Source organism: Pontibacter toksunensis, from assembly GCF_042686245.1.
Lineage (GTDB): Bacteria > Bacteroidota > Bacteroidia > Cytophagales > Hymenobacteraceae > Pontibacter > Pontibacter toksunensis.
Genome location: NZ_JBHUOX010000001.1, coordinates 40,100 through 65,623, shown reverse-complemented (window position 1 = coordinate 65,623; position 25,524 = coordinate 40,100). Strand labels below are relative to the sequence as shown.

Annotated in this window: 27 protein-coding genes, 1 tRNA gene, 1 other RNA gene and 1 pseudogene; 15 read left to right on the top strand and 15 right to left on the bottom strand. The window is 44.9% G+C overall.

Going from position 1 to position 25,524, the window contains the following annotated elements; genetic code table 11:
• The first annotated feature begins 4 nt into the window (after positions 1 to 4).
• Entirely contained in the window at positions 5 to 778 is a 774-nt protein-coding gene (locus ACFS7Z_RS00295; RefSeq protein WP_377479110.1) for an ABC transporter ATP-binding protein, read from the top strand.
• 83 nt (positions 779 to 861) lie between these two features.
• Here the strand turns inward: ACFS7Z_RS00295 and ACFS7Z_RS00290 are convergent, their stop codons facing one another.
• The 4 genes from ACFS7Z_RS00290 to ACFS7Z_RS00275 form a co-directional block, all read right to left on the bottom strand.
• Positions 862 to 2,166, bottom strand: coding sequence for a NupC/NupG family nucleoside CNT transporter (locus ACFS7Z_RS00290; protein WP_377479107.1), 1,305 nt, complete (start codon positions 2,164 to 2,166; stop codon positions 862 to 864).
• A 105-nt stretch (positions 2,167 to 2,271) separates the two neighbouring features.
• Positions 2,272 to 2,874 (bottom strand): bifunctional nuclease family protein, encoded by a 603-nt coding sequence (locus tag ACFS7Z_RS00285; RefSeq protein WP_377479104.1) that lies wholly within the window; start codon positions 2,872 to 2,874, stop codon positions 2,272 to 2,274.
• A 12-nt stretch (positions 2,875 to 2,886) separates the two neighbouring features.
• Positions 2,887 to 3,861 carry an electron transfer flavoprotein subunit alpha/FixB family protein gene (locus ACFS7Z_RS00280; protein ID WP_377479102.1) on the bottom strand — a complete coding sequence of 325 codons (975 nt, stop codon included), beginning with the start codon at positions 3,859 to 3,861 and terminating at the stop codon, positions 2,887 to 2,889.
• Between the two features lie 3 nt (positions 3,862 to 3,864).
• Positions 3,865 to 4,605 carry an electron transfer flavoprotein subunit beta/FixA family protein gene (locus ACFS7Z_RS00275; protein ID WP_377479100.1) on the bottom strand — a complete coding sequence of 247 codons (741 nt, stop codon included), beginning with the start codon at positions 4,603 to 4,605 and terminating at the stop codon, positions 3,865 to 3,867.
• Positions 4,606 to 4,671: 66 nt separating this feature from the next.
• On the opposite strand from ACFS7Z_RS00275, the gene ACFS7Z_RS00270 reads away from it, so the two are divergent.
• On the top strand, positions 4,672 to 5,004 hold the full coding sequence (locus ACFS7Z_RS00270; RefSeq protein WP_377479097.1) for a tetratricopeptide repeat protein: 333 nt from the start codon (positions 4,672 to 4,674) through the stop codon (positions 5,002 to 5,004).
• Positions 5,005 to 5,358: 354 nt separating this feature from the next.
• On the opposite strand, the gene ACFS7Z_RS00265 is transcribed toward ACFS7Z_RS00270, so the two are convergent.
• Positions 5,359 to 6,453, bottom strand: a complete 1,095-nt coding sequence (locus tag ACFS7Z_RS00265; protein ID WP_377479094.1) for a cobalamin-dependent protein — start codon at positions 6,451 to 6,453, stop codon at positions 5,359 to 5,361.
• 243 nt (positions 6,454 to 6,696) lie between these two features.
• Here ACFS7Z_RS00265 and ACFS7Z_RS00260 point away from each other — a divergent pair, with 243 nt between their 5' ends.
• The 7 genes from ACFS7Z_RS00260 to ACFS7Z_RS00230 all read left to right on the top strand — a co-directional run bounded on the left by ACFS7Z_RS00260 (position 6,697) and on the right by ACFS7Z_RS00230 (position 12,649).
• The gene (locus ACFS7Z_RS00260) at positions 6,697 to 7,416 is read left to right on the top strand and encodes an SDR family NAD(P)-dependent oxidoreductase (RefSeq protein ID WP_377479091.1); all 720 of its coding nucleotides are present in this window, start codon (positions 6,697 to 6,699) and stop codon (positions 7,414 to 7,416) included.
• Positions 7,417 to 7,464: 48 nt separating this feature from the next.
• Positions 7,465 to 8,523 (top strand): cryptochrome/photolyase family protein, encoded by a 1,059-nt coding sequence (locus ACFS7Z_RS00255; RefSeq protein ID WP_377479088.1) that lies wholly within the window; start codon positions 7,465 to 7,467, stop codon positions 8,521 to 8,523.
• Positions 8,524 to 8,536: 13 nt separating this feature from the next.
• Positions 8,537 to 8,767, top strand: coding sequence for an FAD-binding domain-containing protein (locus ACFS7Z_RS00250; RefSeq protein WP_377479085.1), 231 nt, complete (start codon positions 8,537 to 8,539; stop codon positions 8,765 to 8,767).
• Positions 8,768 to 8,807: 40 nt separating this feature from the next.
• Complete coding sequence (locus ACFS7Z_RS00245; RefSeq protein WP_377479082.1) at positions 8,808 to 9,710, top strand: DUF2279 domain-containing protein; 903 nt, start codon at positions 8,808 to 8,810, stop codon at positions 9,708 to 9,710.
• Positions 9,711 to 9,876: 166 nt separating this feature from the next.
• Complete coding sequence (locus ACFS7Z_RS00240) at positions 9,877 to 10,827, top strand: Smr/MutS family protein (RefSeq protein ID WP_377479080.1); 951 nt, start codon at positions 9,877 to 9,879, stop codon at positions 10,825 to 10,827.
• 140 nt (positions 10,828 to 10,967) lie between these two features.
• An RNA gene (gene rnpB, locus ACFS7Z_RS00235) (RNase P RNA component class A) lies at positions 10,968 to 11,347 on the top strand.
• Between the two features lie 306 nt (positions 11,348 to 11,653).
• Positions 11,654 to 12,649 (top strand): hypothetical protein, encoded by a 996-nt coding sequence (locus ACFS7Z_RS00230; protein WP_377479077.1) that lies wholly within the window; start codon positions 11,654 to 11,656, stop codon positions 12,647 to 12,649.
• A 151-nt stretch (positions 12,650 to 12,800) separates the two neighbouring features.
• Here the strand turns inward: ACFS7Z_RS00230 and ACFS7Z_RS00225 are convergent, their stop codons facing one another.
• From ACFS7Z_RS00225 to ACFS7Z_RS00215, 3 genes are all read right to left on the bottom strand, one after another.
• Positions 12,801 to 13,514, bottom strand: a complete 714-nt coding sequence (locus ACFS7Z_RS00225) for an SIMPL domain-containing protein (RefSeq protein WP_377479073.1) — start codon at positions 13,512 to 13,514, stop codon at positions 12,801 to 12,803.
• A 435-nt stretch (positions 13,515 to 13,949) separates the two neighbouring features.
• Positions 13,950 to 14,339, bottom strand: coding sequence for a hypothetical protein (locus ACFS7Z_RS00220; protein ID WP_377479071.1), 390 nt, complete (start codon positions 14,337 to 14,339; stop codon positions 13,950 to 13,952).
• Between the two features lie 66 nt (positions 14,340 to 14,405).
• Positions 14,406 to 14,690 carry a hypothetical protein gene (locus ACFS7Z_RS00215; protein ID WP_377479068.1) on the bottom strand — a complete coding sequence of 95 codons (285 nt, stop codon included), beginning with the start codon at positions 14,688 to 14,690 and terminating at the stop codon, positions 14,406 to 14,408.
• 198 nt (positions 14,691 to 14,888) lie between these two features.
• Here ACFS7Z_RS00215 and ACFS7Z_RS00210 point away from each other — a divergent pair.
• A tRNA-Glu gene (locus tag ACFS7Z_RS00210) sits at positions 14,889 to 14,960 on the top strand.
• 820 nt (positions 14,961 to 15,780) lie between these two features.
• Here the strand turns inward: ACFS7Z_RS00210 and ACFS7Z_RS00205 are convergent.
• The 5 genes and pseudogenes from ACFS7Z_RS00205 to ACFS7Z_RS00185 form a co-directional block, all read right to left on the bottom strand.
• Positions 15,781 to 15,915 carry a hypothetical protein gene (locus tag ACFS7Z_RS00205; RefSeq protein WP_377479065.1) on the bottom strand — a complete coding sequence of 45 codons (135 nt, stop codon included), beginning with the start codon at positions 15,913 to 15,915 and terminating at the stop codon, positions 15,781 to 15,783.
• 52 nt (positions 15,916 to 15,967) lie between these two features.
• Positions 15,968 to 17,149: pseudogene (locus tag ACFS7Z_RS00200) on the bottom strand (serine hydrolase domain-containing protein).
• Between the two features lie 236 nt (positions 17,150 to 17,385).
• Positions 17,386 to 17,820 (bottom strand): hypothetical protein, encoded by a 435-nt coding sequence (locus ACFS7Z_RS00195; protein ID WP_377479062.1) that lies wholly within the window; start codon positions 17,818 to 17,820, stop codon positions 17,386 to 17,388.
• 189 nt (positions 17,821 to 18,009) lie between these two features.
• Positions 18,010 to 18,429, bottom strand: coding sequence for a hypothetical protein (locus ACFS7Z_RS00190; protein ID WP_377479058.1), 420 nt, complete (start codon positions 18,427 to 18,429; stop codon positions 18,010 to 18,012).
• A 241-nt stretch (positions 18,430 to 18,670) separates the two neighbouring features.
• On the bottom strand, positions 18,671 to 19,072 hold the full coding sequence (locus ACFS7Z_RS00185) for a DoxX family protein (protein WP_377479054.1): 402 nt from the start codon (positions 19,070 to 19,072) through the stop codon (positions 18,671 to 18,673).
• Positions 19,073 to 19,325: 253 nt separating this feature from the next.
• On the opposite strand from ACFS7Z_RS00185, the gene ACFS7Z_RS00180 reads away from it, so the two are divergent.
• The 3 genes from ACFS7Z_RS00180 (at position 19,326) to ACFS7Z_RS00170 (ending at position 22,098) form a co-directional block, all read left to right on the top strand.
• Positions 19,326 to 19,889, top strand: a complete 564-nt coding sequence (locus ACFS7Z_RS00180) for a hypothetical protein (protein WP_377479051.1) — start codon at positions 19,326 to 19,328, stop codon at positions 19,887 to 19,889.
• Between the two features lie 156 nt (positions 19,890 to 20,045).
• On the top strand, positions 20,046 to 21,197 hold the full coding sequence (locus ACFS7Z_RS00175; protein WP_377479048.1) for a hypothetical protein: 1,152 nt from the start codon (positions 20,046 to 20,048) through the stop codon (positions 21,195 to 21,197).
• Positions 21,198 to 21,393: 196 nt separating this feature from the next.
• The gene (locus tag ACFS7Z_RS00170; protein ID WP_377479045.1) at positions 21,394 to 22,098 is read left to right on the top strand and encodes a hypothetical protein; all 705 of its coding nucleotides are present in this window, start codon (positions 21,394 to 21,396) and stop codon (positions 22,096 to 22,098) included.
• 326 nt (positions 22,099 to 22,424) lie between these two features.
• Here the strand turns inward: ACFS7Z_RS00170 and ACFS7Z_RS00165 are convergent, their stop codons facing one another.
• Complete coding sequence (locus ACFS7Z_RS00165) at positions 22,425 to 23,624, bottom strand: amine oxidase (RefSeq protein WP_377479043.1); 1,200 nt, start codon at positions 23,622 to 23,624, stop codon at positions 22,425 to 22,427.
• 207 nt (positions 23,625 to 23,831) lie between these two features.
• Complete coding sequence (locus tag ACFS7Z_RS00160) at positions 23,832 to 24,218, bottom strand: DUF4238 domain-containing protein (protein ID WP_377479040.1); 387 nt, start codon at positions 24,216 to 24,218, stop codon at positions 23,832 to 23,834.
• Positions 24,219 to 24,585: 367 nt separating this feature from the next.
• Here ACFS7Z_RS00160 and ACFS7Z_RS00155 point away from each other — a divergent pair, with 367 nt between their 5' ends.
• Complete coding sequence (locus tag ACFS7Z_RS00155) at positions 24,586 to 24,756, top strand: hypothetical protein (RefSeq protein WP_377479036.1); 171 nt, start codon at positions 24,586 to 24,588, stop codon at positions 24,754 to 24,756.
• A gap of 32 nt (positions 24,757 to 24,788) precedes the next feature.
• Entirely contained in the window at positions 24,789 to 25,487 is a 699-nt protein-coding gene (locus ACFS7Z_RS00150; RefSeq protein ID WP_377479034.1) for a protein-L-isoaspartate(D-aspartate) O-methyltransferase, read from the top strand.
• Positions 25,488 to 25,524 lie beyond the last annotated feature (37 nt).

Sequence of the window (25,524 nt, the reverse complement as noted above, 5' to 3'; positions counted from 1 at the left end):
AAACATGATAGAAGTACATAATATACATAAAGCCTTCAACGGTGTTAAAGTGCTGGATGGCATCAGTGCTGTTTTTGAAACAGGCAAAACCAACCTGCTCTTAGGTGCCAGCGGCACAGGAAAAAGTGTGCTGATGAAATGTATTGTAGGGCTGGTAAAGCCGGATCTAGGCAGCGTTACCTTCGACGGAACTTACTTTACAAACAACAAACTCGATATCAGGCAGGAAATCCGGAGAAAGATTGGGATGCTGTTCCAGAGCTCTGCCCTCTTCGACTCTATGACAGTGGAGAAGAATGTTGAATTTCCGCTGACTATGTTGAGTGACATGCCAAAAAGTGAGCGCCTGGACCGCGTAAATACTGTGTTGAAGCGCGTTGGATTGGAGGGAGCAAATAAAAAAATGCCATCTGAACTAAGTGGAGGCATGAAAAAGCGGGTAGGTATAGCGCGCGCCATTGCACCCCATTGCACCTACCTGTTCTGCGATGAGCCAAACTCCGGCCTCGACCCGCTGACGGCCTTAAAGATTGATGAGCTGATCAAAGAGATTACAGAAGAATATGGCATCACTACCATCATTGTAACCCACGACATGAACTCGGTAATTGAGATCGGTGATAAAATATTCTTTCTTTACAAAGGCAAGAAGCTTTGGGAAGGCACCCGCGACCATATCCTGGATACGGATGTGAAAGAGCTGAATGAGTTTATATTCTCTAACCGCCTGATGCGGGATGCGAAAAAAATTGAAGAAGAGCAGGGTGGTACCAACTAGTGAATTGTACAGCGTCTCCTAAAAAAGAATAAAAGGCTCCCACTGCAGCAGTGAGAGCCTTTTACTATATCCATCCTGTAAAGCTATAAGCCATAAAGCATACCAGCAACGGTCGCCGTCATCATACAGGCTAAGGAAGCTCCCAATAAAGCAATAAAGCCTAATTTAGATAAATTTCCCTGTTGGCTCGGTGCCATACTTCCTATTCCGCCAATTTGTATGGCGATAGAACTGAAGTTTGAGAATCCACATAAGGCGTAAGTGGCCATCACTATCGCTTTAGGCGATAATGTGCCTGCAGACTTCATTTCAGCCAAATCGAGGTAAGCCACAAACTCATTTATGGCTGTCTTCTGGCCAAGCAAGGAACCTACCTGCAGCGTATCTGCCCAGGGAACCCCCATGATAAAGGCAAATATCCTGAAAATCTGCCCCAATAGGTACTGCAGCGAGAAGCCCTGGAAGGAACCATTCGTGCTGGCTATCACCCATTCATTTAATCCTGTCCAGACACCGATCAAATCCGTCAGCAGGTAGTTCACAAGTGCAATTACAGCTATAAAAGCCAGTAACATACCCCCAACATTGGCAGCAAGTCTTAAACCGTCTGCGGCTCCACGGGAAAGGGCATCCACGAGGTTAACACCTAACTGCTCATCGTTTACCTCCAGTTTAGTAGTAATCTTTTCCGGCTCTGTTTCCGGCACAAGGATCTTAGCCAGCACAATTCCGGCGGGTGCATTCATGATAGAAGCCGTGAGCAGGTGTGCAGCAAAAATTGCTTTCTGAACCGGATCATCACCTCCTAAAAAGGCAACATAGGCAGCCAACACGCCGCCAGCCAGTGTTGCCATACCGCCTGTCATCAAACACATGAGCTCCGAACGGGTCATCCTGCTGATGAAAGGCCGTACAAGCAAAGGAGCCTCCGTCTGTCCTAAAAAGATATTGCCTGCAGCAGACAAGCTCTCTGCCCCGGACAGGCGCATGCCTTTAGACATTACCCAGGCAATACCCCATACTATCTTCTGCAGGATACCCATATAGTATAAGCCGGAGGATACAGTGGAGAAAAAAATGATGGTAGGAAGCACGCTAAAGGCAAAGATAAAGCCCAAGCCTCCGTTTTCTGCCGGATTGGCAAGGTTGCCGAACAAGAACTGAGCTCCAGCCTGAGAGAAGTCAAGGAATGTTACGAAACCGCGGCTGACAACCGCGAAACCATCAGCCACTAGCGGCACCTGGGTAACTAAAACACCAAAAAAAACCTGGAGAAACAAACCGAAACATACCAGCTTCCAGTCTATACGCTTTTTGTTTTTCGAGAACAGGAATGCAATGGCTAATAAGAGAGCTAACCCAATAACTCCTCTAAAAATGTCGTACATGCTGAGGGCCAAAATTTGCCAAAAGTAAGCCTTATAACTCATAAAACAAAAAGTCCTGAGCCGGCGCGGCTCAGGACTTTTTGTATAGGTTACTTCGTGATTAAATCAGTTTCGCTTGTTCAGCTCGTCGCGTATCTTGGCAGCCCTTTCATAATCTTCCTTTTCAAGGGCCTCGTTCAACATCTTATTCAACTCATCCACAGAGGTTAGGTTCAAAGGCTCTTTTGTACTGGATGAAGTAGTGGATGAAGTGCTTTTGATGGTCATTTCATCGTTTTCATCTTCATCTTCTTCCAGATCGCTCAGGATAATGCCTGCCTCCGACAGCACACTCTCGACCGTATAAATGGGCACTCCAAAACGCAGGCCAATGGCGATGGCATCTGAAGGCCGTGAGTCCAGCTCAAACTCCTTTGTACCATCCGTACACATGATTTTCGAGTAAAATACTCCCTCCTTCAGGTCAGAGATCAGTATCTCTGTGATAGTGACATCCATCTGTTCGGCAAAAGTCTTGAACAGGTCGTGCGTGAGGGGACGGTTCGGGTTTATCTTCTCAATCTGAATAGCGATAGACTGCGCCTCGAACATCCCGATGATGATGGGCAACCTCCTGTTACCATCCCTTTCCCCAAGTACAAGTGCAAAAGAGCCCGTCTGTGACTGGCTTGATGAGAGACCAAGTATCTCTAACTGAATTTTCTCCACAGTTTCTTCTTTCTATTTATCTAAAGCCTTTGCGGCTTCTATTAATTTCGGAACAACCTCAAACGCATCGCCCACGATGCCATAATCAGCAGCTTTGAAAAACGGCGCTTCAGGATCCTTATTAATAACGACAATTACTTTAGAAGAGTTAACCCCTGCAAGGTGCTGTATAGCGCCGGAAATACCGATAGCAATATAAAGGTTCGGGCTTACGGTGATGCCGGTCTGGCCTACGTGCTCGTGGTGCGGTCGCCAGTCCATATCAGAAACAGGCTTGGAACAGGCAGTGGCAGCACCCAGTTCTTTAGCCAAGTCCTCTATAAGGTGCCAGTTCTCAGGACCTTTCATGCCACGTCCACCGGAAACCACTACCGCTGCCTCTGGCAACAGCACACCGTCGGTTTCCTGCATCACTGTTTCTTTCGGCTTTTCTGAAAAATCAGCGTCCGTTAATTCAGCAGATAATTTGTCTACCGTAGCAGTGCCTCCTCCAGAAGTTATTTCAATAGAATTCTTTTTGATGGCTATTATTTTCAGGTCTCCTGTAAGCGCCACATCAGCAAATGCTTTTCCAGAGAACACCCCGCGCGTCACAATAAAGCTGTCTCCCTCTGTTTTCGGCAGTGCCGTCACGTTAGTAGCCAGTGAACCGTTCAGGCGCACAGCCAGTTTGGCCCCTATGGCTGCTCCGATGTTAGAGTTAGAAAACACTAGTACGCTCGCATTTTCCTGTGCTACAGCCTTCGAAATAACGGTTACGTAAGCATTCGCCACAAACTGGTTCAGACGCTCATCTCCATCGTACAATACTCTTTCTATTCCCTGCTCTCCAAGGCGCGAAAGAGCATCTTCTTTCACATCGCCAATAGCAACGGCAGTGGCAGTAGTACCCAGTTGCTGAGCCACCTGGCTACCATAAGTTGCAGCCTCTAAAGAGGACTTTTTGATCTCTCCGTTAAGACCTTCTACAAATACTAATACAGACATATATTATAGTACTTTAGCTTCGTTTCTCAAGAATTTTATCAACTCTCCAGCATTTTCAGGGTCAATCATCTTCACCCCGCCTTTTTTCTCAGGCTTGCTGTAGTTTACGTATTCCACTTTTGTGCCGGCACCGGTTGGCTCCACCACTTTCAGCGGCTTAGTGCGTGCTGTCATAATGCCGCGCATATTCGGGATACGTGGCTCAGACATAGGCTGTTGAGCACTGGCTATGAATGGAAGCTTTACCTCCACTACCTCTTTACCACCTTCTATTTCACGCTCCAGGCGGGCAGTAGTATCATCGACCATATCCAGCTTAAAGGCCGGAACCACAGCAGGTATACCTAATAACTCACCCACCATGTTGTGCACCTGTGAGCCATTAAAGTCAATAGACTCTTTCCCCATCAGGATAACGTCATAGTTGTTCTCTTTGGCCACGGCTGCAATCTGCTGCGCAACAAAGAAAGAATCCTTTGGGAAGGCATTTACACGGATGGCATCATCTGCGCCAATAGCAAGGGCTTTGCGAATGTTAGGCTCTGTATCGGCCTCTCCTACGTTTAATACGGTTACAGTGCCACCTTTTGCTTCTTTCAGCTCAATGGCTCTTGTCAGCGCATACTCATCCCAAGGATTTATCACATACTGCACGCCGTTTTTATCAAACTCCTTGTTATCAGCTGTGAAATTGATTTTGGATGTAGTATCCGGTACATTACTAATGCAAACTAATATTTTCATGGTTAGAAATGTTAGCTTTTTAAATTTAGATTTGTGCGAAGTTAATTAAAATATAGTCAATCCGAAATGAACGAAAGCAGACTGAAGCAGCTCTTCAAGTTTCTTGAAGACGACCCAAACGACCCTTTTACATTGTACGCCATCGCTACTGAATACCGCCAGGCAGATAAGGAAAAAGCGCTTTCTTATTATGAGCGGCTACTGACGGAGCATGAGAACTACGTCGGCACCTATTACCATGCTGCTAAGCTATACGAGGAGTTAGGGCAGAACGATGTTGCAGAGCAGACCTACAAAAAAGGAATGAGGATTAGCCGGCAAGAGGGAAATCTTCATGCTTTCTCTGAACTGCAGCAAGCTTACAATAAAATGATGGGTCTTGATTATGAGGACGATTGATCAGCTATCCTTCCTCCCCACATGCCTTTCATTCAAATATAGTATGCATGCAGCATAATTCCAAATCTATAATAAGAACTGATTTATGGGGAAAAGGTTATCTGATAATTTATTTTGTAGGAAATGGCAAGGTAAGATTAAGGGGATACATTCGGTATAAAAGAAACAAGAGCTGCGTTCACAAGAAATTCGATTGTTGTTCTCAGCACTTGCTCAGGCTATCATCCCTTGAAATTCCAGAGCGGCATTGTAAACCTATTTGGATTCACGTATACTAAAAGGAAAATAGTTTATTTGACAGGAATGTTAACCTTATCTATCTTTACAAATGTAAACAGGAGGAGAAGGAAAGCATCACTTCGATTTTCTTTTTTGTACCAGCCCGGAAGTATCTGTAACCAGTATGTTTGCCTTTTCAACTGCCTCTGCTGCGTCGGCTGCACAGGCGTCTGCCCCTACTTCCTCCCATAAATTAGTAGCAGCATTAAAAGGATAGCCTCCTACCATTACCTTAACCTGGCTCAGCGCTGCGTCAGCCTGGATAGACGCAATCAGGTCGGTTAGCTCATGTAAATGATAGGTCATGGTGGCAGATAAGAGCAAAAGGTCAGGCTTATGTTCGCGGAGTGTTTTAATGATACTCCTTTTTGGTGTGTTGGCACCCAGGTAATAAGTATTCCAGCCTTCCATCTCAAAGAAGTCTGATACCATGCGAAGCCCTATTTCATGCAGGTCTCCGGTAACACAGGCAGCCACCAGTTTATGCCCGGTTTTTTCTGAACCAGAAACATGTGCGTACAGTTGCGACATAATAAGCTGGGTAGCTGCTGAACAGAAATGTTCCTGGGCAACTGAAAGCTTATCCTGCTGCCACAGACGGCCGATTTCATACTGCACCGGCTGGAACACATGGAGGTAGATATCTTTCACACTGGCGCCGCCCTCCACCTCCTTCAGAATGAGCTTGCTTGCCTTGCTTCGGTCGCCTCCCAACAGTTGCTGCAGGTATTCATAAGCAAGTTTGCTGTAAGGGGCATCTTCCCTGAGGTAAGACGATTGTTTTGTCACCTTCTTTTCAAGCTGCAGCAGGGCACTGTTCATGAACTTGGCCGCTATCACGTAATTCTCAATAGGCAGGCGCTGCGCCAGCACCTCCTTCACACAGTTCAGGTTAACAGCAAGCTCGTTGGCAGGAATATTTCGGGCTGCCAGCTTTTCCTGCGCCCATGTCACGTAATCTTTGAAAAGTGCTGGACTGGAGGCCAGTATAGCTTCTGACAGGTAAGCCAGATGATTGCGCACACCCTGCAGGCAAGCCTTACGACCTACTTTACCAAAGCGCTTTTCTAACCCTGGTTCAAGCTTATAATGTAGATCTGTCGCTGCTGTTGCAATTTCAAGTTCCTGATAGGATATCTTCTCCGCCGTTTCCTTTCTTACTAATCCCATCTTAATTAATTTCTCTGACCACGGGTATGTTTATTTATCGATTATAACTCTACAGCACCCGCTTTCGTGCCTTCAGCAGGCATTGTGGTAAGGCATCTTCCTTATGCGTTATCATGCCTGATGATTTCTCCTGTAGCTACGATAAATATTATTTATAGGGTTATGAGTATATTATGAGAACAATTATGCCCTGGTAAGGTTTGAACTGCATTAGCTGTTTTTGTAAGGGAAAAGGAGCGAAACATGACGTTCAAAGACAAAAATATTCTGGTAATTGGAGGCACCTCCGGCATTGGGCTTGAAACCGCCCGCCAATTAAAAGCGAAAGGGGCCAACGTGCTCACGGCATCCAGAAAAAATTCTGATGAAGCCGAAAAGGCAGGATTTAAACATATTACCCTAGATGTCATGCAATTTGACAACAACTTTACCAGCGAACTCCCGGATGTATTGCATGGAATGGTGTACTGCCCCGGAAGTATTAAACTAAAGCCATTTGAGCGCCTGCAACCGGAGGATTTCAGAAATGACCTAGAGTTGAACGTGCTGGGAGCCATACAGGTGCTGAAAGCGGTGATGCCCCGGCTAAAAAAAGCGGAGGGAGCCAGCGTGGTTCTTTTCAGCACTGTTGCGGCGCAACTGGGTATGCACTATCATACTTCCATTGCTACCGCAAAAGGCGCTATAGAAGGACTCACCGTGACACTAGCGGCTGAGTTTGCCACTGCAGGCATCCGGTTTAATGCCATTGCCCCTTCTCTTACAGACACGCCACTTGCTTCCTCCCTGCTCAGCACGCCGGAAAAAACGGAAGCAGCCGGCAAGCGCCACCCGCTTGGCCGGGTGGGGCAGCCACAGGATATGGCCTGGTCTGCCACTTTTCTACTATCCGACGATGCCTCCTGGATGACTGGCCAGGTGCTGCATGTGGACGGTGGCATGAGTAAGGTAAAACTGTTTTAGCCTTTGCTCCCTCCTTTTCCAATATTCATTCTACTTACGCACTACAAGATGATTTTCTTCTGGTTTCGCCGCGATTTACGGCTTCATGACAACGTTGGCTTATACCAGGCCCTCACAAGCGGAAAAAAGGTGCTTCCGCTCTTTATATTTGACTCCGACATTCTGGACAACTTAGAGAACAGGCAGGATGCACGGGTTGACTTTATACACCAGTCAGTAGCAAAATTACACGAACTGCTGGAGCAGCAGGGCAGCACTTTACTGGTACGGCATGGAAAGCCACTGGAGGTTATAAAAGAGCTGTTGCAGGAGTATGCGGTGGAAGGCATGTACACGAACCGGGATTATGAGCCTTATGCGCGCAACAGAGACCAAGAAGTAGAGGAATATCTACATGGCAAAGGTTTAATTTTCACAACATGTAAGGATTCTGTGCTGTTTGAATGCAGCGAAATATTGACGCTAAGTGGCACGCCCTACAAAGTCTACACACCCTATAAAAACGCCTGGAAGAAAGTGTTTAAAGAAAAAATGGCAGAGCCATTGCCCTCCGAACAGCATCTGGACAAGCTCCTGCCCCACCCTACAACACAACTGCCAACCCTGCACCAACTAGGTTTTGAGACAGCCGGCATACCTACGCCAGATCCTGATTTAGCAGAAGAGGTGCTGCTGCGCTATAAAGATACACGCAACCTTCCCGCCCTTGACGCGACGACAAGAGTAAGCCCGCACCTGCGGTTTGGAACTGTGAGTGTGCGCGAAACTGTTTCTATGGCCTTAAAGCATTCCGACACCTGGCTGCAGGAGCTTATCTGGCGGGAGTTCTTCATGCAACAGCTCTTTCACTTCCCAAACTCTGCTGAAGAAAGTTTCAAACCTGCATTCAGACAGATAGCCTGGCGCAATAATGAGACTGATTTCAGGCAGTGGTGTGAAGGCAAGACGGGTTTTCCGATGGTAGACGCAGGAATGCGCGAAATGAATGCTACTGGCTTCATGCACAACCGAGTCCGGATGGTGGTGGCGAGCTTTTTGATAAAAGATTTGCTGATAGACTGGCGTTGGGGAGAAGCTTACTTCGCAAAAAAAACTCCTCGACTATGAGCAGGCCAGCAATGTGGGCAACTGGCAATGGGCGGCAGGCACAGGAGCCGATGCACAGCCCTACTTCCGAATCTTCAACCCGGATAGCCAGGTAAAGAAATTTGACAAGGCGCACACCTACATCAGGCGCTGGGTTCCTGAGTTTGGCACTCCTGCTTACCCAAAACCTATGGTGGATCATTCAAAGGATCGGGACAGGGCCATCGCGGCTTATAAAAAGGCTATTGCTCTTGCTGCTGGTTAAGTAGTTTCCTTAACAGCATCCTTTCTGTATCTTTGGGCTGATGCACCAGAAACCACTGACAGCCCTCCTACTCCTTCTCCTGTTACTAGGCAGGCAAAGTATCTCTGTAGCTCAGGTAAAATCAGACACAAGCACAGTGAACGTTCCCCGGCTTGTTGTGATGGGCACAGCCTTTACCGCGGGGTATACGGCCATGCTGGTGTCGCTTAACAAATCCTGGTATTCTGAAAACAGAACCGACTTTCATTTCTTTAACGACAACAGCCAGTGGAAGCAGGTAGACAAGGCAGGTCATTTCTGGGGCGCTTTTCACGAAAGCCGGTCAGGCATAGACATGCTCCGTTGGGCGGGCATGGCGGAGAACAAAGCTATTCTTTTAGGGGGGTTAACAGGTATGATGCTGCAAACACCCATCGAAGTTTTTGACGGATACCAACCCGGCTATGGGGCTTCGGCGGGTGATCTGATTGCCAACACCGCAGGTTCTGCCGCGGTGGTGGCGCAGGAACTGGCCTGGAACGAAGTCCGCCTGATGCCCAAATATTCCTTCCGTACCACCCGTTTTGCTGCAGTGCGTCCTGGTGTATTAGGAGACAACCTGGCAGAACAGGCCCTGAAAGACTATAACGGCCAAACATACTGGCTTTCTGTGGATGTGGGGGCTTTCCTGAAGCAGGAAATAAAATATCCCCGGTGGCTGAACATAGCCGTAGGATACGGAGCCGAAGAAGTAGTTTACAATCCCGAAGAAACAAACAGGGCAAATGGCTTTTCATCTTACCGGCAGTACTACATCAGCCCTGACCTGAACCTCATGCACTTCAAAGGCCGCAGCAAGTTTTTGAACACTGCCCTTTATGTCCTAAGTATAGTTAAAATACCTGCTCCTGCATTGGAGTATAACCGGAAGAACGGTTTAAGATTACATGCCCTTTATTTCTAATTGTCCGCCTCAGCTGCTACTTGAGCATCAGGTCTTTTTTGCCATTCCAGGAACACGCCACATAGGATGTGATAAATACGTACCTTTGTCATAGTACCTTGGTCGCTACTGCAGTGCCTTGAGCGCCATAGCCGACAAATTAATATAGATAAAGAAGAACCAAAACATGAACGTAGGAGACCGCGTGCGGTTGATGTCTGGCCGTGAGGAAGGCATTATTACCCGCATATTAGATAACAACATAGTAGAAGTGGCCATCGACAATGACTTCACCATACCTGTTGCACGGCGCGAAGTGGTGGTGATTGCAAAAGAAGAGGCAACGTATCTTAAAAACGATCCGGAAATTAAACCAGTTGCTAAAAGAGAGACCTCGGCACCTGTGCTGGCAGCACAAGGCATATACCTTGCGTTAGTGCACCAGTCAGAAGAGTTATTGGCTGTAACCATTATTAACAACTCTGACCACGATTTGTTGTTTACTTCCGGCGAAGACCGTGAGAATAAATACCGCGGCCTGCAGAATGATAAACTGGCACCTAAATCGACAAAGATTATCACACACTACCACCTGAAGGATTTTGAAAAATGGCCAAGCCTGCTGGTGCAGTTCATACAGCACCGGAACGGCAGCCCGACCGTGTATGAGCCTGTCACGAAAAGGGTAAAATTCAGTGCCAGCTCTTTTTACAAAAGTAAGAAAACAGCTCCTGTGCTGAATAAGGAAGCTTACCTATTTCAGCTCGACCAAAAACCTGTTGCCGTGGACACTGATAAAATTACAGAGCAGTTGATAGATGCAACCGCGAAGCACGAAAACTTTAAGCTGCAGGCACCAGACCATGAGGTAGACCTGCATATTGAGAAGCTTGTAGAGGACCACATTGGCATGAGCAACAGCGCCATGCTGAAGCTTCAGTTAGAGCACTTCCAGGATAGCCTGGACAGAGCCTTAGCCGCCAACATGCATGAGATTGTATTTATACATGGCGCCGGAAACGGCGTGCTCCGAAAAGAGCTTCAGAAAATACTCAGCCGTACCCCCGGCATTAAGTTTTTTGAGGATGCCCGAAAAGAGAAGTTTGGCTATGGTGCCACTTTGGTAAAGTTGAAGTAAAACTAGAGAGTTAGAGAGTTAGAGAGTTAGAGAGAGTGAGGTGTATTGCTGTCGGCAGGAGAAGAATAATGCTTTTCTCACTTTTTAACATCCAAACTTTTTAACTTTAAAATGTGTTACCTTTGCAGTACAAAAAACTAACAGCAAGCCGTCTTATCGCTGTCCTTTCGGGGAGAGAGGAAAGTCCGGGCAACATAGAGCATCCTACTTCCTAACGGGAAGGGTCCTGAGCAATCGGGATACAGCCAGTGCCACAGAAAATTACCGCCAGCCTTGTGCTGGTAAGGGTGAAAAGGTGCGGTAAGAGCGCACCAGCGGCTGGGTGATCAGTCCGGCTGGGTAAACCTTAGGAGTTGAAAGTCCAAATAGGCTGACAGTGCCCTGCTTCGGCGGGGCTAAGGGCTGCTCGTCCGATGTCAGTGGGTAGGTCGATGGAGCCTGTGCGTGAGGGCAGGCCTAGATAAATGATAAGATCCTGATTCGTCAGGAACAGAACCCGGCTTACAGGCTTGCTGTTTTTTTTCCTCCCTCCTTTTTCATTACCATATTTTATCCCTTTGAAACGCTATGCGGTGTGAGGCCGCTTACAGCTCAGCCACCTCCTCCTACTTCATTCTGCTTATGATGCAAGTTTGGAGCAGGTATCCATATATTCACTTCCTACAAGTAATTTTTCTGCTAATTCAGCTTTCTGCATCAAAGCAAAAGCAAAACTGATTTACAAGCATATACTTTACATAATAGTTCTACTGCAGACAATCGGAGGCATATATTCGGAACTCGCCGCTCCTATCCGTATCTTTGTCCCTTTAACAGACACAACAGCATGATCGACCTGAACCTATACGACCCGTTTGAAAAGATGCAGTTTAGTGATACAAACTGCTTTCTGTGCGGCACTATCATCACCCCTGAACACCGTGCTCCTGTTTTCGCTGAGTGGCTTCAGGAGCAGTATGGGCTGCGAAACAAAGAACTCCTGTTACTGGATAAGAGTGTAACAACTTTTGATAAACTAACCATCCCCTGCTGCGACCGCTGCCATACGCACTACCTCCTGCCACTTGAAGCGAAAGTTGAGTATGCAGCAGCAAAGGGTATCGAGGGACTAAGAGCGCTGGAAGACCAGGAGCTTTTTCAGTGGATTGGCAAGATGTATTATGGCACCCTGATTACGGAACTGATAAAAGAGGCAAGCCCGCTCATTATGCCTGAGTATGCTGTTAGTGAAGACCCGAAGATGCTGGGCAAGTTCCGGACTTTCTTTCAGGTGCTCCAGTCCTTACGTGTACCCATGGTATTCTCTGACTTTTTGCCTTGTACGCTGTTCCTGCTAGAGGTAAATCCTTCAGAAGACAGTTTGCCGTTTGAGTACCAGGATGAACTGACGACCATGTGCTTCAGCATAAAACTTGGTTCGGTGGTCATTGTCTGTAAACTCCTGGACAATGGCATCATTCGATCCGCGATGGGAAAGCTATACCAGCTAACGCAGGGCAAGCAACTGCACCCTATACAGGTAGCAGAATTTAAAGCCAGAGTGTTTTACGCTGCCTATATTTTCAGTGTCGTGCCGGAGTATTTTATTCGTCCTGTCAAGCCGGAGGATGATCACCTGGTATTGGACACCCTTATAGATGACATCACGAATGAAATTTTTAACCCGTGGGAAATGGTGGCCTACGCACACATGCTTGAGGAGATGCTGAAACCATGGGATGTACGGGAGCAGGAAATACTAAAAAACCCCGGGCAGCCTCTTAGTTTTCTGCTAGACGATGAAAACAACTTCAAAGAAGTGCCGCATTACCAAAAACAATAGCCATAAAAGAGCGTGCGGAGACAACAACTGACTCCGCACGCTCTTTTTATACTCTTGGTATTGAACAGCAAATGCATAAAAACAGGTCAGACGAGGCTACTTCAGGGCTTCCTCCGGACCTATACTTCCTAACAGCTTATATAAAATAGCCTTACTCTATAATAAAGCTTACATCAACATTTGCCATCACTACTACCTCTCCGCCAGCAATAGAAGGTCCTCCGGCAGCATCGTAAGCTGCTGACTGCTCCATCATGGCAGTTTTGTACATGGGTCTCGGTCCACCGCTGCTTCCTCCTTCATCAATGGCGTATACCCGCCCCACTTTTGCACCAAGTTCTGAGGTAAGTGCAACTGCTTTCTGTTTCGCATCAACTACAGCTTTTTTGCGTGCCTCTGCCTTAAATTTCTCCAGGTCTGTCACCTGAAAATTAACGCCGTGAACATGGTTGGCTCCTACCTCATATATACCAGAGAGTATCTTGTCAAAGCTATTGAGCTTTTTGATCGTGACGGTCATGTTTTTTTGTGCCAAATAGAAATCGGGTGTCGTTCTGCCGTACTCCCCCCCGGTGTGTATGGGCTGGAGGGTGACATAGGAAGTTTGGATATCCTTCGCATCCACACCCTGCTTTTTCAGATAATTTATAATGGCAGCTGCCTTTTTATCTGTTTCTGTTCGGGCGGCATCCAATGTTTTTTCACGGGTCTCAACGCCCAGGTTCACGACCACTTCTGTAGGCTGCACCCGTACTTCTCCTACTCCTGACACACTTACCAAAGGCGGGAGTTGCTGTTGCTGGGCGTTTGCCTGCAGCTTCGTAACCATTAACAACAGCAGAATCATCAGATTTATTTTTTTCATAGTCTTCTTCTTTAGGTTCGGTTTAAAACGATAATATAGCTGAAACCTATATAGAAAGACCTTATTCAAAACATGTGCCACGTTCCAGGCGCTGCTTCAAACTAAAGCTTAATATGTGGAAAAACACTTGCCGGCGTAATGAAAGTACTGATTTAAACCTTGTTCCTTTTTTTATAGCTTATTAAAGCTTGCTGTTGCTGCTCCACATTAGGTATCTCTGTTCTTTTGACCAGAGGACGGAAACGCCTTTTAACTGCTAAGATAAAACCTTTAAAGCTCTTTGCTCGACGTCAGAATCAAAAGCTGAGATTTGAAAATTAATTTTTTGCTCCAGTTCTGTGTATACCACCTTTCAGAGAAACTGACTACTCATAAACAAGCCCCTGATACAAATCGCATCAGGGGCTTGTTTCAAATAATTATTTCAATTGATGTCTATTCGAATTCATCAGCAATAGGTCCATACTTCGATAACAGCACAGCACCGACAGTTAAGGCCCCTGCGGCAACTATCAGCTGTGTAGTGGTGAACCTACGGGAAGCCTTCATAATAATCTGCCCGAGATCCTGCATTAGCTCTGGCAATTTCTCAGTTCTACCCTGGAAGACATGCAGCGCAGACTCCACCGTTCTGGACATATCATGGGGCTGTAGAAGCGTTAAAACGCTTTCATCCTGCTGCCCCTGCTTTTTGCTGCTGGTATTCTTATTGCTTGAGTTGCTGCTATTGTTGTTGTTGTTGTTGTTGTTATTATTGCTGCTGTTCGAATTGCTTCCGCTGTTAGAGTTGCTTCCGCTCTGGTTTTGTGATGTATTGTTTTCCATAGTTTCCATTATATATCTAGATTATCAAAATTAATATTCCCATATACGGGGTGCCGTCGCAAAAAGCTACACCATACCTTGTTTGGGCCTGCCGCCATGCTGCACAACAGTTTCAGTCAGCCTTTTTTGCAAAGTGTCGAGGTTAATCATCATACTAGCCGGAAAACCAACGCTCACATCGTTTAGCTCCAGCACTTCCGTCTCAGAATTATAGTTGTACTTTCCTGATACACCTTTTTCTGAAAAGCTGCCACTGTTGTTGCTCAGGTTGATGCCATAAGCCTGCAATTTGCTCCTGAACTGATCGAAGGCTTCTGGTTTAAGCCCTTCATACTGTAAATTCTTAGCCATTCTTGCTATCAGAGTTTTTTTAAAGAATGCTTATTCTAACGGAAAAGGCTGTTATTGGTTAGAATATCCATCATAATCTATTTCACAAAATTTTAATCTGAGAATCAGAGACATCAACAAGATCATTGCAATTTTTAACTTAAAGTATTTGCAGATTATGAAGCAGCCTGTATATTTGCACTCGCAATACAACAACATGGTCCGTTCGTCTAGGGGTTAGGACGCTAGATTTTCATTCTAGTAACAGGGGTTCGATTCCCCTACGGACTACAAAAAACCCCCTCAGCAGCATCTGAGGGGGTTTTTTTTTATAAACTTCGGACACTATTCGGACACTAAAACCGCCACCTGTAAATTTTTCACCTCTCAATTTGGCACATTATCATATTTTGGAGGAGGTAAAACTTCTGTTGTTTGCCTTCTTCCTTTGGTGCCCTCCCCTACTGTTTGAGTTTAGGTGAACCTGTCAGTCAGCCTATGAACACACTGTCATGATATCATGAACGGTCTCACCAACTCATCTCTTCAAATAAATTTTGAGTTTAATTTGTGAGACGGCAAAATGAGACGCAATACAAGCTGCAGGGGCAGGTACCGCTGCATGTTCCACGATATATTTATTCTTACGTTTTCTTGGAAACTGGGACGGAATAGCAGCCAAACAACGAAAGCTTGTAATATTGTGGCACACCCCGCTAATGGTCGGAATAAGTTCTTCTCAGAACTGCAAACAGCTAGAATGCTTCGTTAATAGCCTTAGACCTTTGAAAGAAGATGCTTCTTTATGATTCTTGAGAGGATTTACTCCCTTGACAGTTTTAGATTTTATTTGGACTGATTATCTGCCGGGTCTAGTTGAACTGCTTTTGTGTAGCTGACAATTGCCTTCGGACTGTCATTTATCTTAAGGTAATAGTCACCCCTACGGCTAAAAACTATGGCCGCATTCGGATGCTGCTCAAGCGCCACTTCCAAAACTGCTTTCGCAGCTTCTAATGATGGCCTCTTCTAGTTGTTTAAAAAATCATAAGCCAAGACGGTGATTTGATATTCTTTCAGTTTCATTTGCCGGATTCCTTCTTTCGCCTCCTCATACCGCCTGGCCCCTCAGTAGTTCGATGGGTGTAAACTCATCTTCCCTCATCCTTGGCATCGCTTTATCTTCCCAGATAGTTTGAAGAGAAACCGCTCTGCCCTTGTTGTCTTTTACAAAACCCCCTTTCACATTGTAATCAGTGAAGACAACAGAATCTTCGCTGATAGGAAAAGTATAAATGTCATGCCCCTGGTTGACGTTCTCTATCAGGTAATCCTTCTCTCTTCTTATATAAACGACTTCGTCTGCCCCCCCGCCTGTATCTACCTGTATAATTCTGCAGTTCTTTATCGCTCAGCTTTAATGGCTTAATTTCATCGGGTAAAAATCTGTGCCACTTATACGCTTTTGCAACAGCTCTTATAGTCTCCTTCCCTATGCCATTTACATCATCACCAGAGTTCAGCATGACGACCACGCCATAGCCTTCCGTAAGGCTGGCTATTCCGTTTGCCAGGAATCCTGCATTAACACCTGTAAATTCAAAGTAGATGCCTTTCTTTTCTCTGTTATCCACTCTCTGAATCAGGAATGGACCAATGCCCATCTGTTCTTTGTAAAACCCCTCTGAGACTGACACCTGAGGAGTTAGCATCTGTTGTGCAATGTGCTGTGGCAGTATCTCTCCTCTTCCCCGGTATGCGTTTTGGATATCAATAAAGAATCGGGCCAGGTCACTGGGTGTGGTGTACAAACCCGCTGCAGCTTGCTGAGGATAAACATATGGCATTCCCTTGAACCAGGGTGCGGCTGAGTAAGCCCAAGATGCCTGTGAAGAAAACTCCTGTGGCAAGGGTTGCCTGAAGGTAGAATGCTCCATTCCAAGGGGGTCAAACACCCTTTGTTTTACCAGGCTTGCAAAGTCTTCTTTTGAAACGTCCATCAGTGCCAGTTGCGCAATCATGCTGCCTCCACCGGAGTACCGGAATTCTTTACCTGGCTCACTGTTGACAATGACTGGTCTGCTTTCTGCTACTGCAGCACCATTCAGGATTTCTACGGCCGTGGGTAAAGGCGCTTTGTCAGGTGTGAAACCGAAGTAGGAGGATTGGGTTGTTCCCGCTGTATGGCTTAATAGCATTCGTAGGGTTACAGGAGTTTTCCGGGTCCATTCATTGTCCTGTATTTTCTAGGAGGAGAGGTAGTTGTTTACGGGGCGGTCCAGGTCTAATTGCCCCTCCTGTACTAACCGCATGGCAGTGGCAGCCATCACAAACTTACTGATAGACCCGGCAGAAAACATAGTTTCTGTTGTAACTGCTTTCCTGCTCAAGGTATCTGCCAGCCCGTATCCCTTTGCCCAGTCAATCCTGAAATCTTTGATTACGGCAATGCATACTCCAGGTACTTGGTAGTACTTCATTCTCTCAGACAAGTTCCAGCTTGCAAACCCCTCAACTGGTACATAGGGGATTAACCCATGCTCGACCTGCTTTATCCTTTTCTGTAAATCAGCAGATTGGGCTACCAAACAATGAGAAAAGAAAACCAGAACTGCGAGAATGGGAAGTCTTTTATTCATTTCTCTTTGCTTTTTAGTCTATAACGCTTTACCCAAAAGTGATTTTATTTATTTCAGCTGTAATTGGCATCAATCCTTTAATCAACCTTTTCAATCATGTCGATTTGTGAAGAATTAGTCACTGTATTTTTGGAGTACTGGATTCTTATAAACCTGAAGCTTGCTGCTCCACCAGCTTTAAACTTTTCTGAAGAACCGTTTGGCAATGCTATCTTACCTTCTGCAAACCGGATTTGTGACTTTCCAACCAAACCCAACATACTTTTCCCGATGACAAGCTTATCAAAGGTTAATTGCACGTCTTCTACTGCCAGAAAATTGCATGCGTGAATTACATCTTCTCGGGATGTGTTCCCATCGAGCAGAATGACCGTTTTTTCCACCTGATCACCGTTGATGACTTCTGTAGTTCGGGTCACAGCTTTAGGTGTTACATCTTTGTTGTCTGGAAAAGTGAAGGAAGTCAAAGTGATCAAACTTCCGATGGCAAGTAATAGAAGTAGATTTTTCATAATTTCATTTTAAGAAGTTTTAGTTAATTCGATGTAAAACATTGATAATGCAGTAGGCCTCAGTGCATGATTGGTATTCTCTGATTGAAAAAGGTGATTGAAGATGTTTTGCTATGGGTGTTTCAAAGGCCACTTTTGCATGTAGCTGATGTTGACAGATGGCCATCGTACTTTAGTCTCTGCACTTATTTATTTTTTCTTGACACCAGACCAAGGCATGATAAATCCCCGGGCTGGAGAAAAGGAGTTTCCGAATAATTTATTGTTTTCCAAATAGCCACTGTGGTAGTAAGTACCGGAATTATCCGCAGTGGTGAACGCGAACTGAACTTTACCCCAGGCAGTATTGATTCTTCCGTCCTTGAAAGGGGTGTCATAGAAACTAACTGAAAGTATTCCTTCTTCATACTTGTATATAGTGAACTCCTTCAAATAGGAAGCTGCCTCTGGAGAAGGCCTCAAATCAATTTCCCAGGTGCCAAGCAGGGAATTTAAAAGTTGATTCTCTTCAGAAGATGTATCCTTAGTTACTTGTGTTTGCTGAGCAAAACAAGAATTAACAGTTAAAGAGAAGGCAATTACCAGAAGGGAAAAGCTTATTTTATACATGTTTCAACTTCTTTGATTTACCATTGCCCCATACTGCAAAACCATCAGTTTTTTGAGAAATCATGATTAGGGTATGATGATTCTTCAAGGTTCCAATATTAATTGAACAGCTTCTTATACTACAAATTAAGCTAAAAATTGTTTTATGGTATCAGGTAAAATTGGCGGCAACTTGGTTTCTTTAAGTAGAACTAACCCGTCTTTATATCTCTGGATAGAGCGAGCACTGTTGAATAAGTACCTATTTAGAGCTACTCATGCCATTGGTAGATATTCTTTTTCTTAGCGTTTTTGCTGCATGATTCAACCTTACCCCAAAGAAGTATTTCCACACAATAGACAAGACCAGTTGAGGGACCCTAAACCAGAGGTAAGCCAAGCCGGGTCCTGTATTCGCCCCTGTCTGGTAATCAATGTTTGTTATTGCCGCATGAATGTTGGCAGGCAAAACTAAAATAAAGAACGCAATAAGTAGCCAGGCAGGAATTGCCTGTAGGCGTCCGATTAAGAGCCCAACAGCAGCTGCGATCTCGAATAAACCGATAAGGAAGACTGCTTCTCTTTTGAAAGGGATAAAGTCAGGTATCATCAAGGCCATTTCTTCCAGATAGGCAAAATGCCCTGTGGCTGTAAACAGCATCATAATCGATAGAGCGTTCCTGCCCGCTAGTGGAAAATCGAATCTAGCAGATGTTATACCGCAACCGCCTCTGCAGCCCCTTTGAGGGGATGCCGCTTTTGGCACAATAGCGGTGTGCGGGAATCGGCTGCAGGGAGTTTTATATTGACTGAGATATTGAGTATCTTCATTAGTCTTGTTACGGTTATCTGTCGACATCTACAAATAACCGTAACAAGACTTCCGTTTAGCCCTTAGTTGGCCCAAATAATCATTTATGAAGAAACTAGCACTTCTCGTTTGTCTATCTCTCTTCTGTCACAGTTCCTACAGTTGTGAATGTATCATAAAGAGATGGCAAGCAGACCTTGTAAGCGATAAAATCAAGAAGACTGATTTGATTTTCATTGGTGAAGTTTTTTCCCTTGACAGCAGCACATATAAAATAAAGGTTGTGGATTTATTTAAAGGGAAGTTGTCGTCAGACACACTCATAGGCTATAATAGCTACAATGACTGCTACGAAACGACTATATCTAAAGGGTTATGGGTCATCTACACTGGATTGGATGAAAATGGAAGAATACCTAAGCTGTCATCATGTGGAGTTGTTATTTCCAGAAGCCTTACAGAGCCAGAAAACCATTTCATTATATTACCACCACCTCCTCCAAATAATAAGCTTGATTCAATAGCGAGTGAAGCGCATTACGTAGCACAGGAAAGTGAACAAATACTCTTGCACTTAAAAAACTGGATGAATGAGTATGCACTACTTACAACCTATAGGAACCAAGCTAAAGCATCAGAACCAATAGAAGGAAATAGTGTGATACATTGACTTATGTGGCTATAGTCTTAGCTATGATTGCTATATTAATGTCTTTAGTGAGAAAATAACTTGTGCTAACCCTGCACAGGATCCATACTCGGCTGCGCCTCGTTCGTAGCCTGTCCAAAACGTGATACGTAATTTTTAACAGTAAACATTATTCCTATGAAAACGAAGGTTTTAAAATGGGCATTTGCAATTGTAATAAGTATCATAAGCATAAACCCTAATTATGGCTGCACCATCTTTGTTCTCACTGATTCAAAGACAACGCTGTTTTTTTATAATGAAGACTTCTCTAACCCAACTACGCGTATTTGGTTTTTACCCGGTGGAAAGGAATATTATGGAGTTGCTTATGTCGGATTCGACAACGACTGGGCGCAGGGAGGGCTTAATACCGCAGGTTTGGCATTTGATTGGGTAGCGGGTCCTCAGGAACAGTATGTGCCTGATAAAAAACTGCTTAAAGCCCGTGGCAATAACCCGAGCGAACGAATGTTAGAAAGCTGTACAACTGTAGAGGAAGCCATTGCCTTTTATCGAAAATACCAGGAGCCGAGCTTTTCCAATGCCAAGATAATGATTGCAGATAAAACAGGTGCTTCTGTGATTATTGGAGCACGAGATGGTCAGCTTCATTTTGACCGTTCCAGTCAATCAAGGGGTTTAGGGTACGGGGAAAAAGTCCTGGCTCCGCTTTTAGCTAAAACCCCCAAACCTTCCCTGTCAAGTGGCCTTTCTATTCTCCAATCCTGCGCGCAAAAAGGGCAGTATGCTACCAAATATTCCAGTGTTAACGATTTACGGTCAGGTGATATTTTTCTGACAAGCCCGGGCCATACACAAGCGGAGATTAAGCTTAATCTGATAAGTGAATTGGAGAAAGGAGGACATTACTTTGACATGCCAAACCTGCCTGACCAGCTTAATAAGGAACCATTGGTGCTACGGCAAGGGATGAAGCGGTTTATTTATGATGGGTACCCACCCATTACTGATTCCGACCCTGCTATTGACCTAAGGTTTAGAACACTATTTGAAAACTCTGCAACAGGAAATTTGAAAGAGGAAGAATTCACACCGGAATTGTGGAAACAGATTGAACCCACTCAAAAGGACATTCAGAAAGAATTTAAAAGATTAGGTAAAATACAGGTATTCAAGCTACTTGAGCGCAAGGAGGTAAATAAAGAGAAAAGCTTTTTATACATTATTGAATATGAAACTGCCACCGTTTTACAGCGCTTTGTGCTTAATGACCAAAACCAACTGTCTGTTGTGAAATCGGAATATTGGGAGCAGAAAGTACAGTAGAACAACTACATGAAAGGCTGTTATTTAGGTGAGTTGTATAAATATAATAAATAAAATTACGCATAACCAAACCCATAGTGCATAAACGCACCATAGCCCAACCGTTAGAATGAAAAGGATAGGCCTCTTTGAATTTGAAGACTTTCGATGGTTTCCTAGCTGGATTAGAATATGTTTAACCAAGTTAATGGTGGTTATGCATAGAATATTAGGAACCAATCAGGAGCTAGCGGATTTGGTAAGTAAAGCTCTTAAATACTCTTCTAAGCCCTCCATCATAGACTTATGTTCAGGAAGCGGAGGAGCCATGATTGAAGTAGCCAGGGTTTTAAAAGAAGATTACCAAATACAGAATCTAACCCTCACCTTAACGGATTTATACCCCAATAAAGAATTAGCCAATAACATAAATCAGGATACTAGGGGTGGTATTTCCTATATAAGTACATCTATAGATGCGACAAATATACCTTCTGACTTGCTAGGTGTTAGAACAATGGTGTGTAGTTTTCACCATATGAAACCTGGTACGGCAAGGACTATATTGAAAAACGCTAAAGACATGAAACAGCCAATCTGTATCTATGAAATAAGTGATAACAGTTTTCCTATTCTTCTGTGGTGGATTGCCTTACCATTAAACTTTTTAATGGCTTTGCTTATTACCCCTTTTGTGAGGTCCTTGACCTGGAAGCAAATTTTATTTACCTATCTCATTCCTCTTGTTCCTATTTTCTTTGCTTGGGATGGTGCTGTTTCCAATGCCAGAACCTATACCTTGAAGGATTTAGATATCCTACTTAAAGGTTTAGATGAAGAAGAAGATTACAAATGGGAGAAAGGTAAAATTACAGGTAGAGCTAAAAAGATTTTTCTACTTGGAGCTCCTGTTAAAAATTAACAATACTTGCTACAACAACAGCTAAAAAGCATTAAAACGTTTTTTGGCCCAACCGTTAGCTTGCTCTACAGACGGTCCTGGTGAACATAATCGGCGTTATAGAACAATGAAGGCTCCCCATGATGAGGAGCCTTTATTGTTTGTGACAGATAAGCTGCTTTATGGTAAGTGCTGTAGATACGAGTAGAGAAACATTCCTCATTCCCCTTCTTTTAAAACCATTTAGCTTTATATATTAACTGTTATTTAATTTACTCGGTAAGCCAAGAGTAACTTTTAGCATCCGGCAGAACTCATGATTTTATCTTCCTGAACGCTGCATGCGGCTATACCATTGCCCGGGTAGCTGCTTCTACCTGCATCTGTGCTGCTTGTAGAGCTTGGGCATAGGGTTCGTAAAGTACCCGTTGCGGAATTTGTCCCGGTATTATCTCAGCATCCCAAAGCCCGGATTGATGCCAATGGTGTAAATGGTCCCAGTCCGGGCGGTCTATAATCGGATATAAGCAAACTCCCCAGAGAGGCAATTGAGCCTGTAATGCACTGACGCTCTCCTGCGCAATGTAGCTAATCCATTCGGGCCGGTGGATTCCCGGATGACTTGTTTCGGTTAACACCATTGGCCGTTGGTAACGTTCGTAGGCTTCGGCTAGTAAACTGGCCAAAGTACGCCACCGGGGGTCGGGTGGTAAGTTCATCCAACTCAACTTTTCCTCAAAACCGATTACCCACCGGTTGTTGTGGTAAAAGTTAAAGCCTAAGATATCCAGGTACTCCGGCAAGCCGCCTAACTCCGGACAGAGGCGTCCAGACAATATATCCACGGCTTCGTATTGGGTGGCATGAACCCGGTTTGCTTCTCCTATATCTTCTTCGGTGGCATGCAATGGCGCCACCACTTGAATGAGCGGTTCGGTGGTAAGAATCCGCACCGTTGGGTCTACTTCCCGCATCGCCGCTACGCCTTCAATATAAGCCCGCATCAACCCATACTTTACCTCCCAACCCTGGCGGGTGCAGTAAGGAGCTGTTCCCCGTACATCGCCTCCCAACCAAGAAAGAAAACTCACTTCATTGATGGGCGTGACAATAAGGGTGTCATCCGGATAATGGGAGCGGTAGAACAAGATAAATGCTTTGCATAAAGCAGCAAAGCGCTGGGCAAATAAGGGGTGCAGCGGCGTTAAATCATCCGCAAACCCGAAGTGGCAGATATCCCAGCTTATCTGAATGCCATGCGCTTTGCTGCTTTCTAACATCAAGGCCACGGTACTCCAGTCGTACGTGTAAGGTTTCTGTTCCACTTGGCTCCAGCGAATTCCTTCTCTTACGGTTTTGATATGATAAGGCGCCAGGTTCTGATAATCCTGATTGATGAGCTGTAAATGGCCTGTCTCGTGCAAAAAGTCTACACGGTGGCCAAAGGCATTTAACTTATCGGTACATTCATACCCAGCCATCCAGAAGGAGTGGAATGGATTATGATGCACCAGGTTGGGGAGCAGATCAGGAGAATGAGTTGCCATTTTTTATTTCTACAGGGTATCAAAAAATCTTTAAGGAATAGAAATTTCTAAGTACAAGCTTCTGTTCAATTTCTTATCAATCTTTATTCAGCAATTTAAGCATTCAAGCAATTATATATTAGAAAGTTTAACTTTAAAGCCGGTACTAAAACATTAAATATTGCTGTTATTCCTCTAAAAGTACTAGAAAATGCCTTAAAAAGATGTTCAGGATGCTAGAAAGGACTTTTCGCTTACAACATCCATTATAGTTGTTCTAAACATTTTGGTCCTACAAAGCTGCATTGCGGCAGCCCTGCATAATTTCACCCTCTCTTCAATGCTTAGGTTAGAAACAGCCTTACTACTATTCATCTTGTTGATGATGTGTCTTATTTCATTATCATTTTGATCAAAGAATGGCTCAAAATTGAATTTGAATTCACCTGACAGTATAGTATTGAAATCATTTTCAATGGCTGCGTCTACAACTGATGATATGAATGACTTTCCAGTTTTTTTATCAAAAACGTAGATTTGTTTTTGCTTAGCCTTGATACTGAAACTTTTAAGGATAGATTGAGGAACGTAATGGTGCTTTTTTGACTTTTCCATGCAGGCTAATTACAGTTGCTCATAAAGGCAACTTATATTCTAATTTAAAAAAATATTTTGCATTTATTTTTACAATATTTCTTCATGTTTTCATCCTACCTATTGTCTAAACATTCCTGCAGATGTGCAAATAAATATAGCTTTGAAGATGTTAGTGAATGCTCCTAAGCCATACTCTATAACCTTCCCTGACAACCATCATCTTGCATACTTATTCTGCACTAACCGTCTCAGATCGTTCAATGCAGCCACACTTTCGAGAAAAGGAGCCGGAACAAAGGGATGAGCAGCATGGGACTGATACCCCTGCCACCTCCGAAACTGCCCGCTGATTGTCCTCTACGATCTTCTATATTGCCTGTATCCGATGTCTTCTATTATAGACGGACCTATACCTGAGTTTATACCCACCGGCTTAACAGGCTCTGCCACTGCTTTCTCAGATGACTCCTTGCCCACCAATCACCAGAACAAATTCCGCCCGTATAGGTATAAAACAAGGATACCTGGTACGCTGCTGGCGGATGTTTTGCTTTGATAGGTTGCCTTCCTACCTGAAAAATTCTGGCTATGGTATTACCATTTTCCCTCCTGCTTTTGTTACTGCTGCTTTTCTTTCCGGTTCAGGAGGAGGTTCACAAGGAAAGAAGAGAAATGATGGTGAAGCACACCATCGAAAAGCGGGGCATCTCCGACAGGGGCGTGCTCAACGCTATGCGCACCGTCAGGCGGCATATGTTTGTTCCCCCGGAGCTGGCCGACAGAGCGTACGAAGATAATCCCCTGCCCATTGGCTCCGGCCAGACCATTTCACAGCCCTATATCGTAGCCTACATGACGCAAGTGCTCCGGCCAACTCCCCGGATGAAAGTGCTTGAGATTGGTACCGGCTTCGGCTACCAGGCGGCCGTGCTGGCGGAGATCGTGCGGGAGGTATACACCATCGAAATCATCCCGGAGCTCGGACAATCAGCTGCCGAACGCCTTAAAAAACTGGGCTATGACAACGTACACGTGAAGGTATCCGACGGCTACCAAGGCTGGCCCGAACAGGCACCCTTCGATGCCATTATCGTTACCGCCGCTGCCGAAACCATACCTCCTCCCCTGATCGAGCAACTCAAAGAGGGAGGCCGGATGGTCATCCCGGTCGGCTCCCCTTCCAAGACGCAGATTCTGACGCTGGTAGAAAAAAAGAAGGGCAAAACAGTGACCAAAAGCCTGCTGCCGGTAGTCTTCGTACCCTTTACCGGGGGCGATCAGAACTAGCTTCCGGCAGCGAACCCGATACGGACAGGAAATGAGA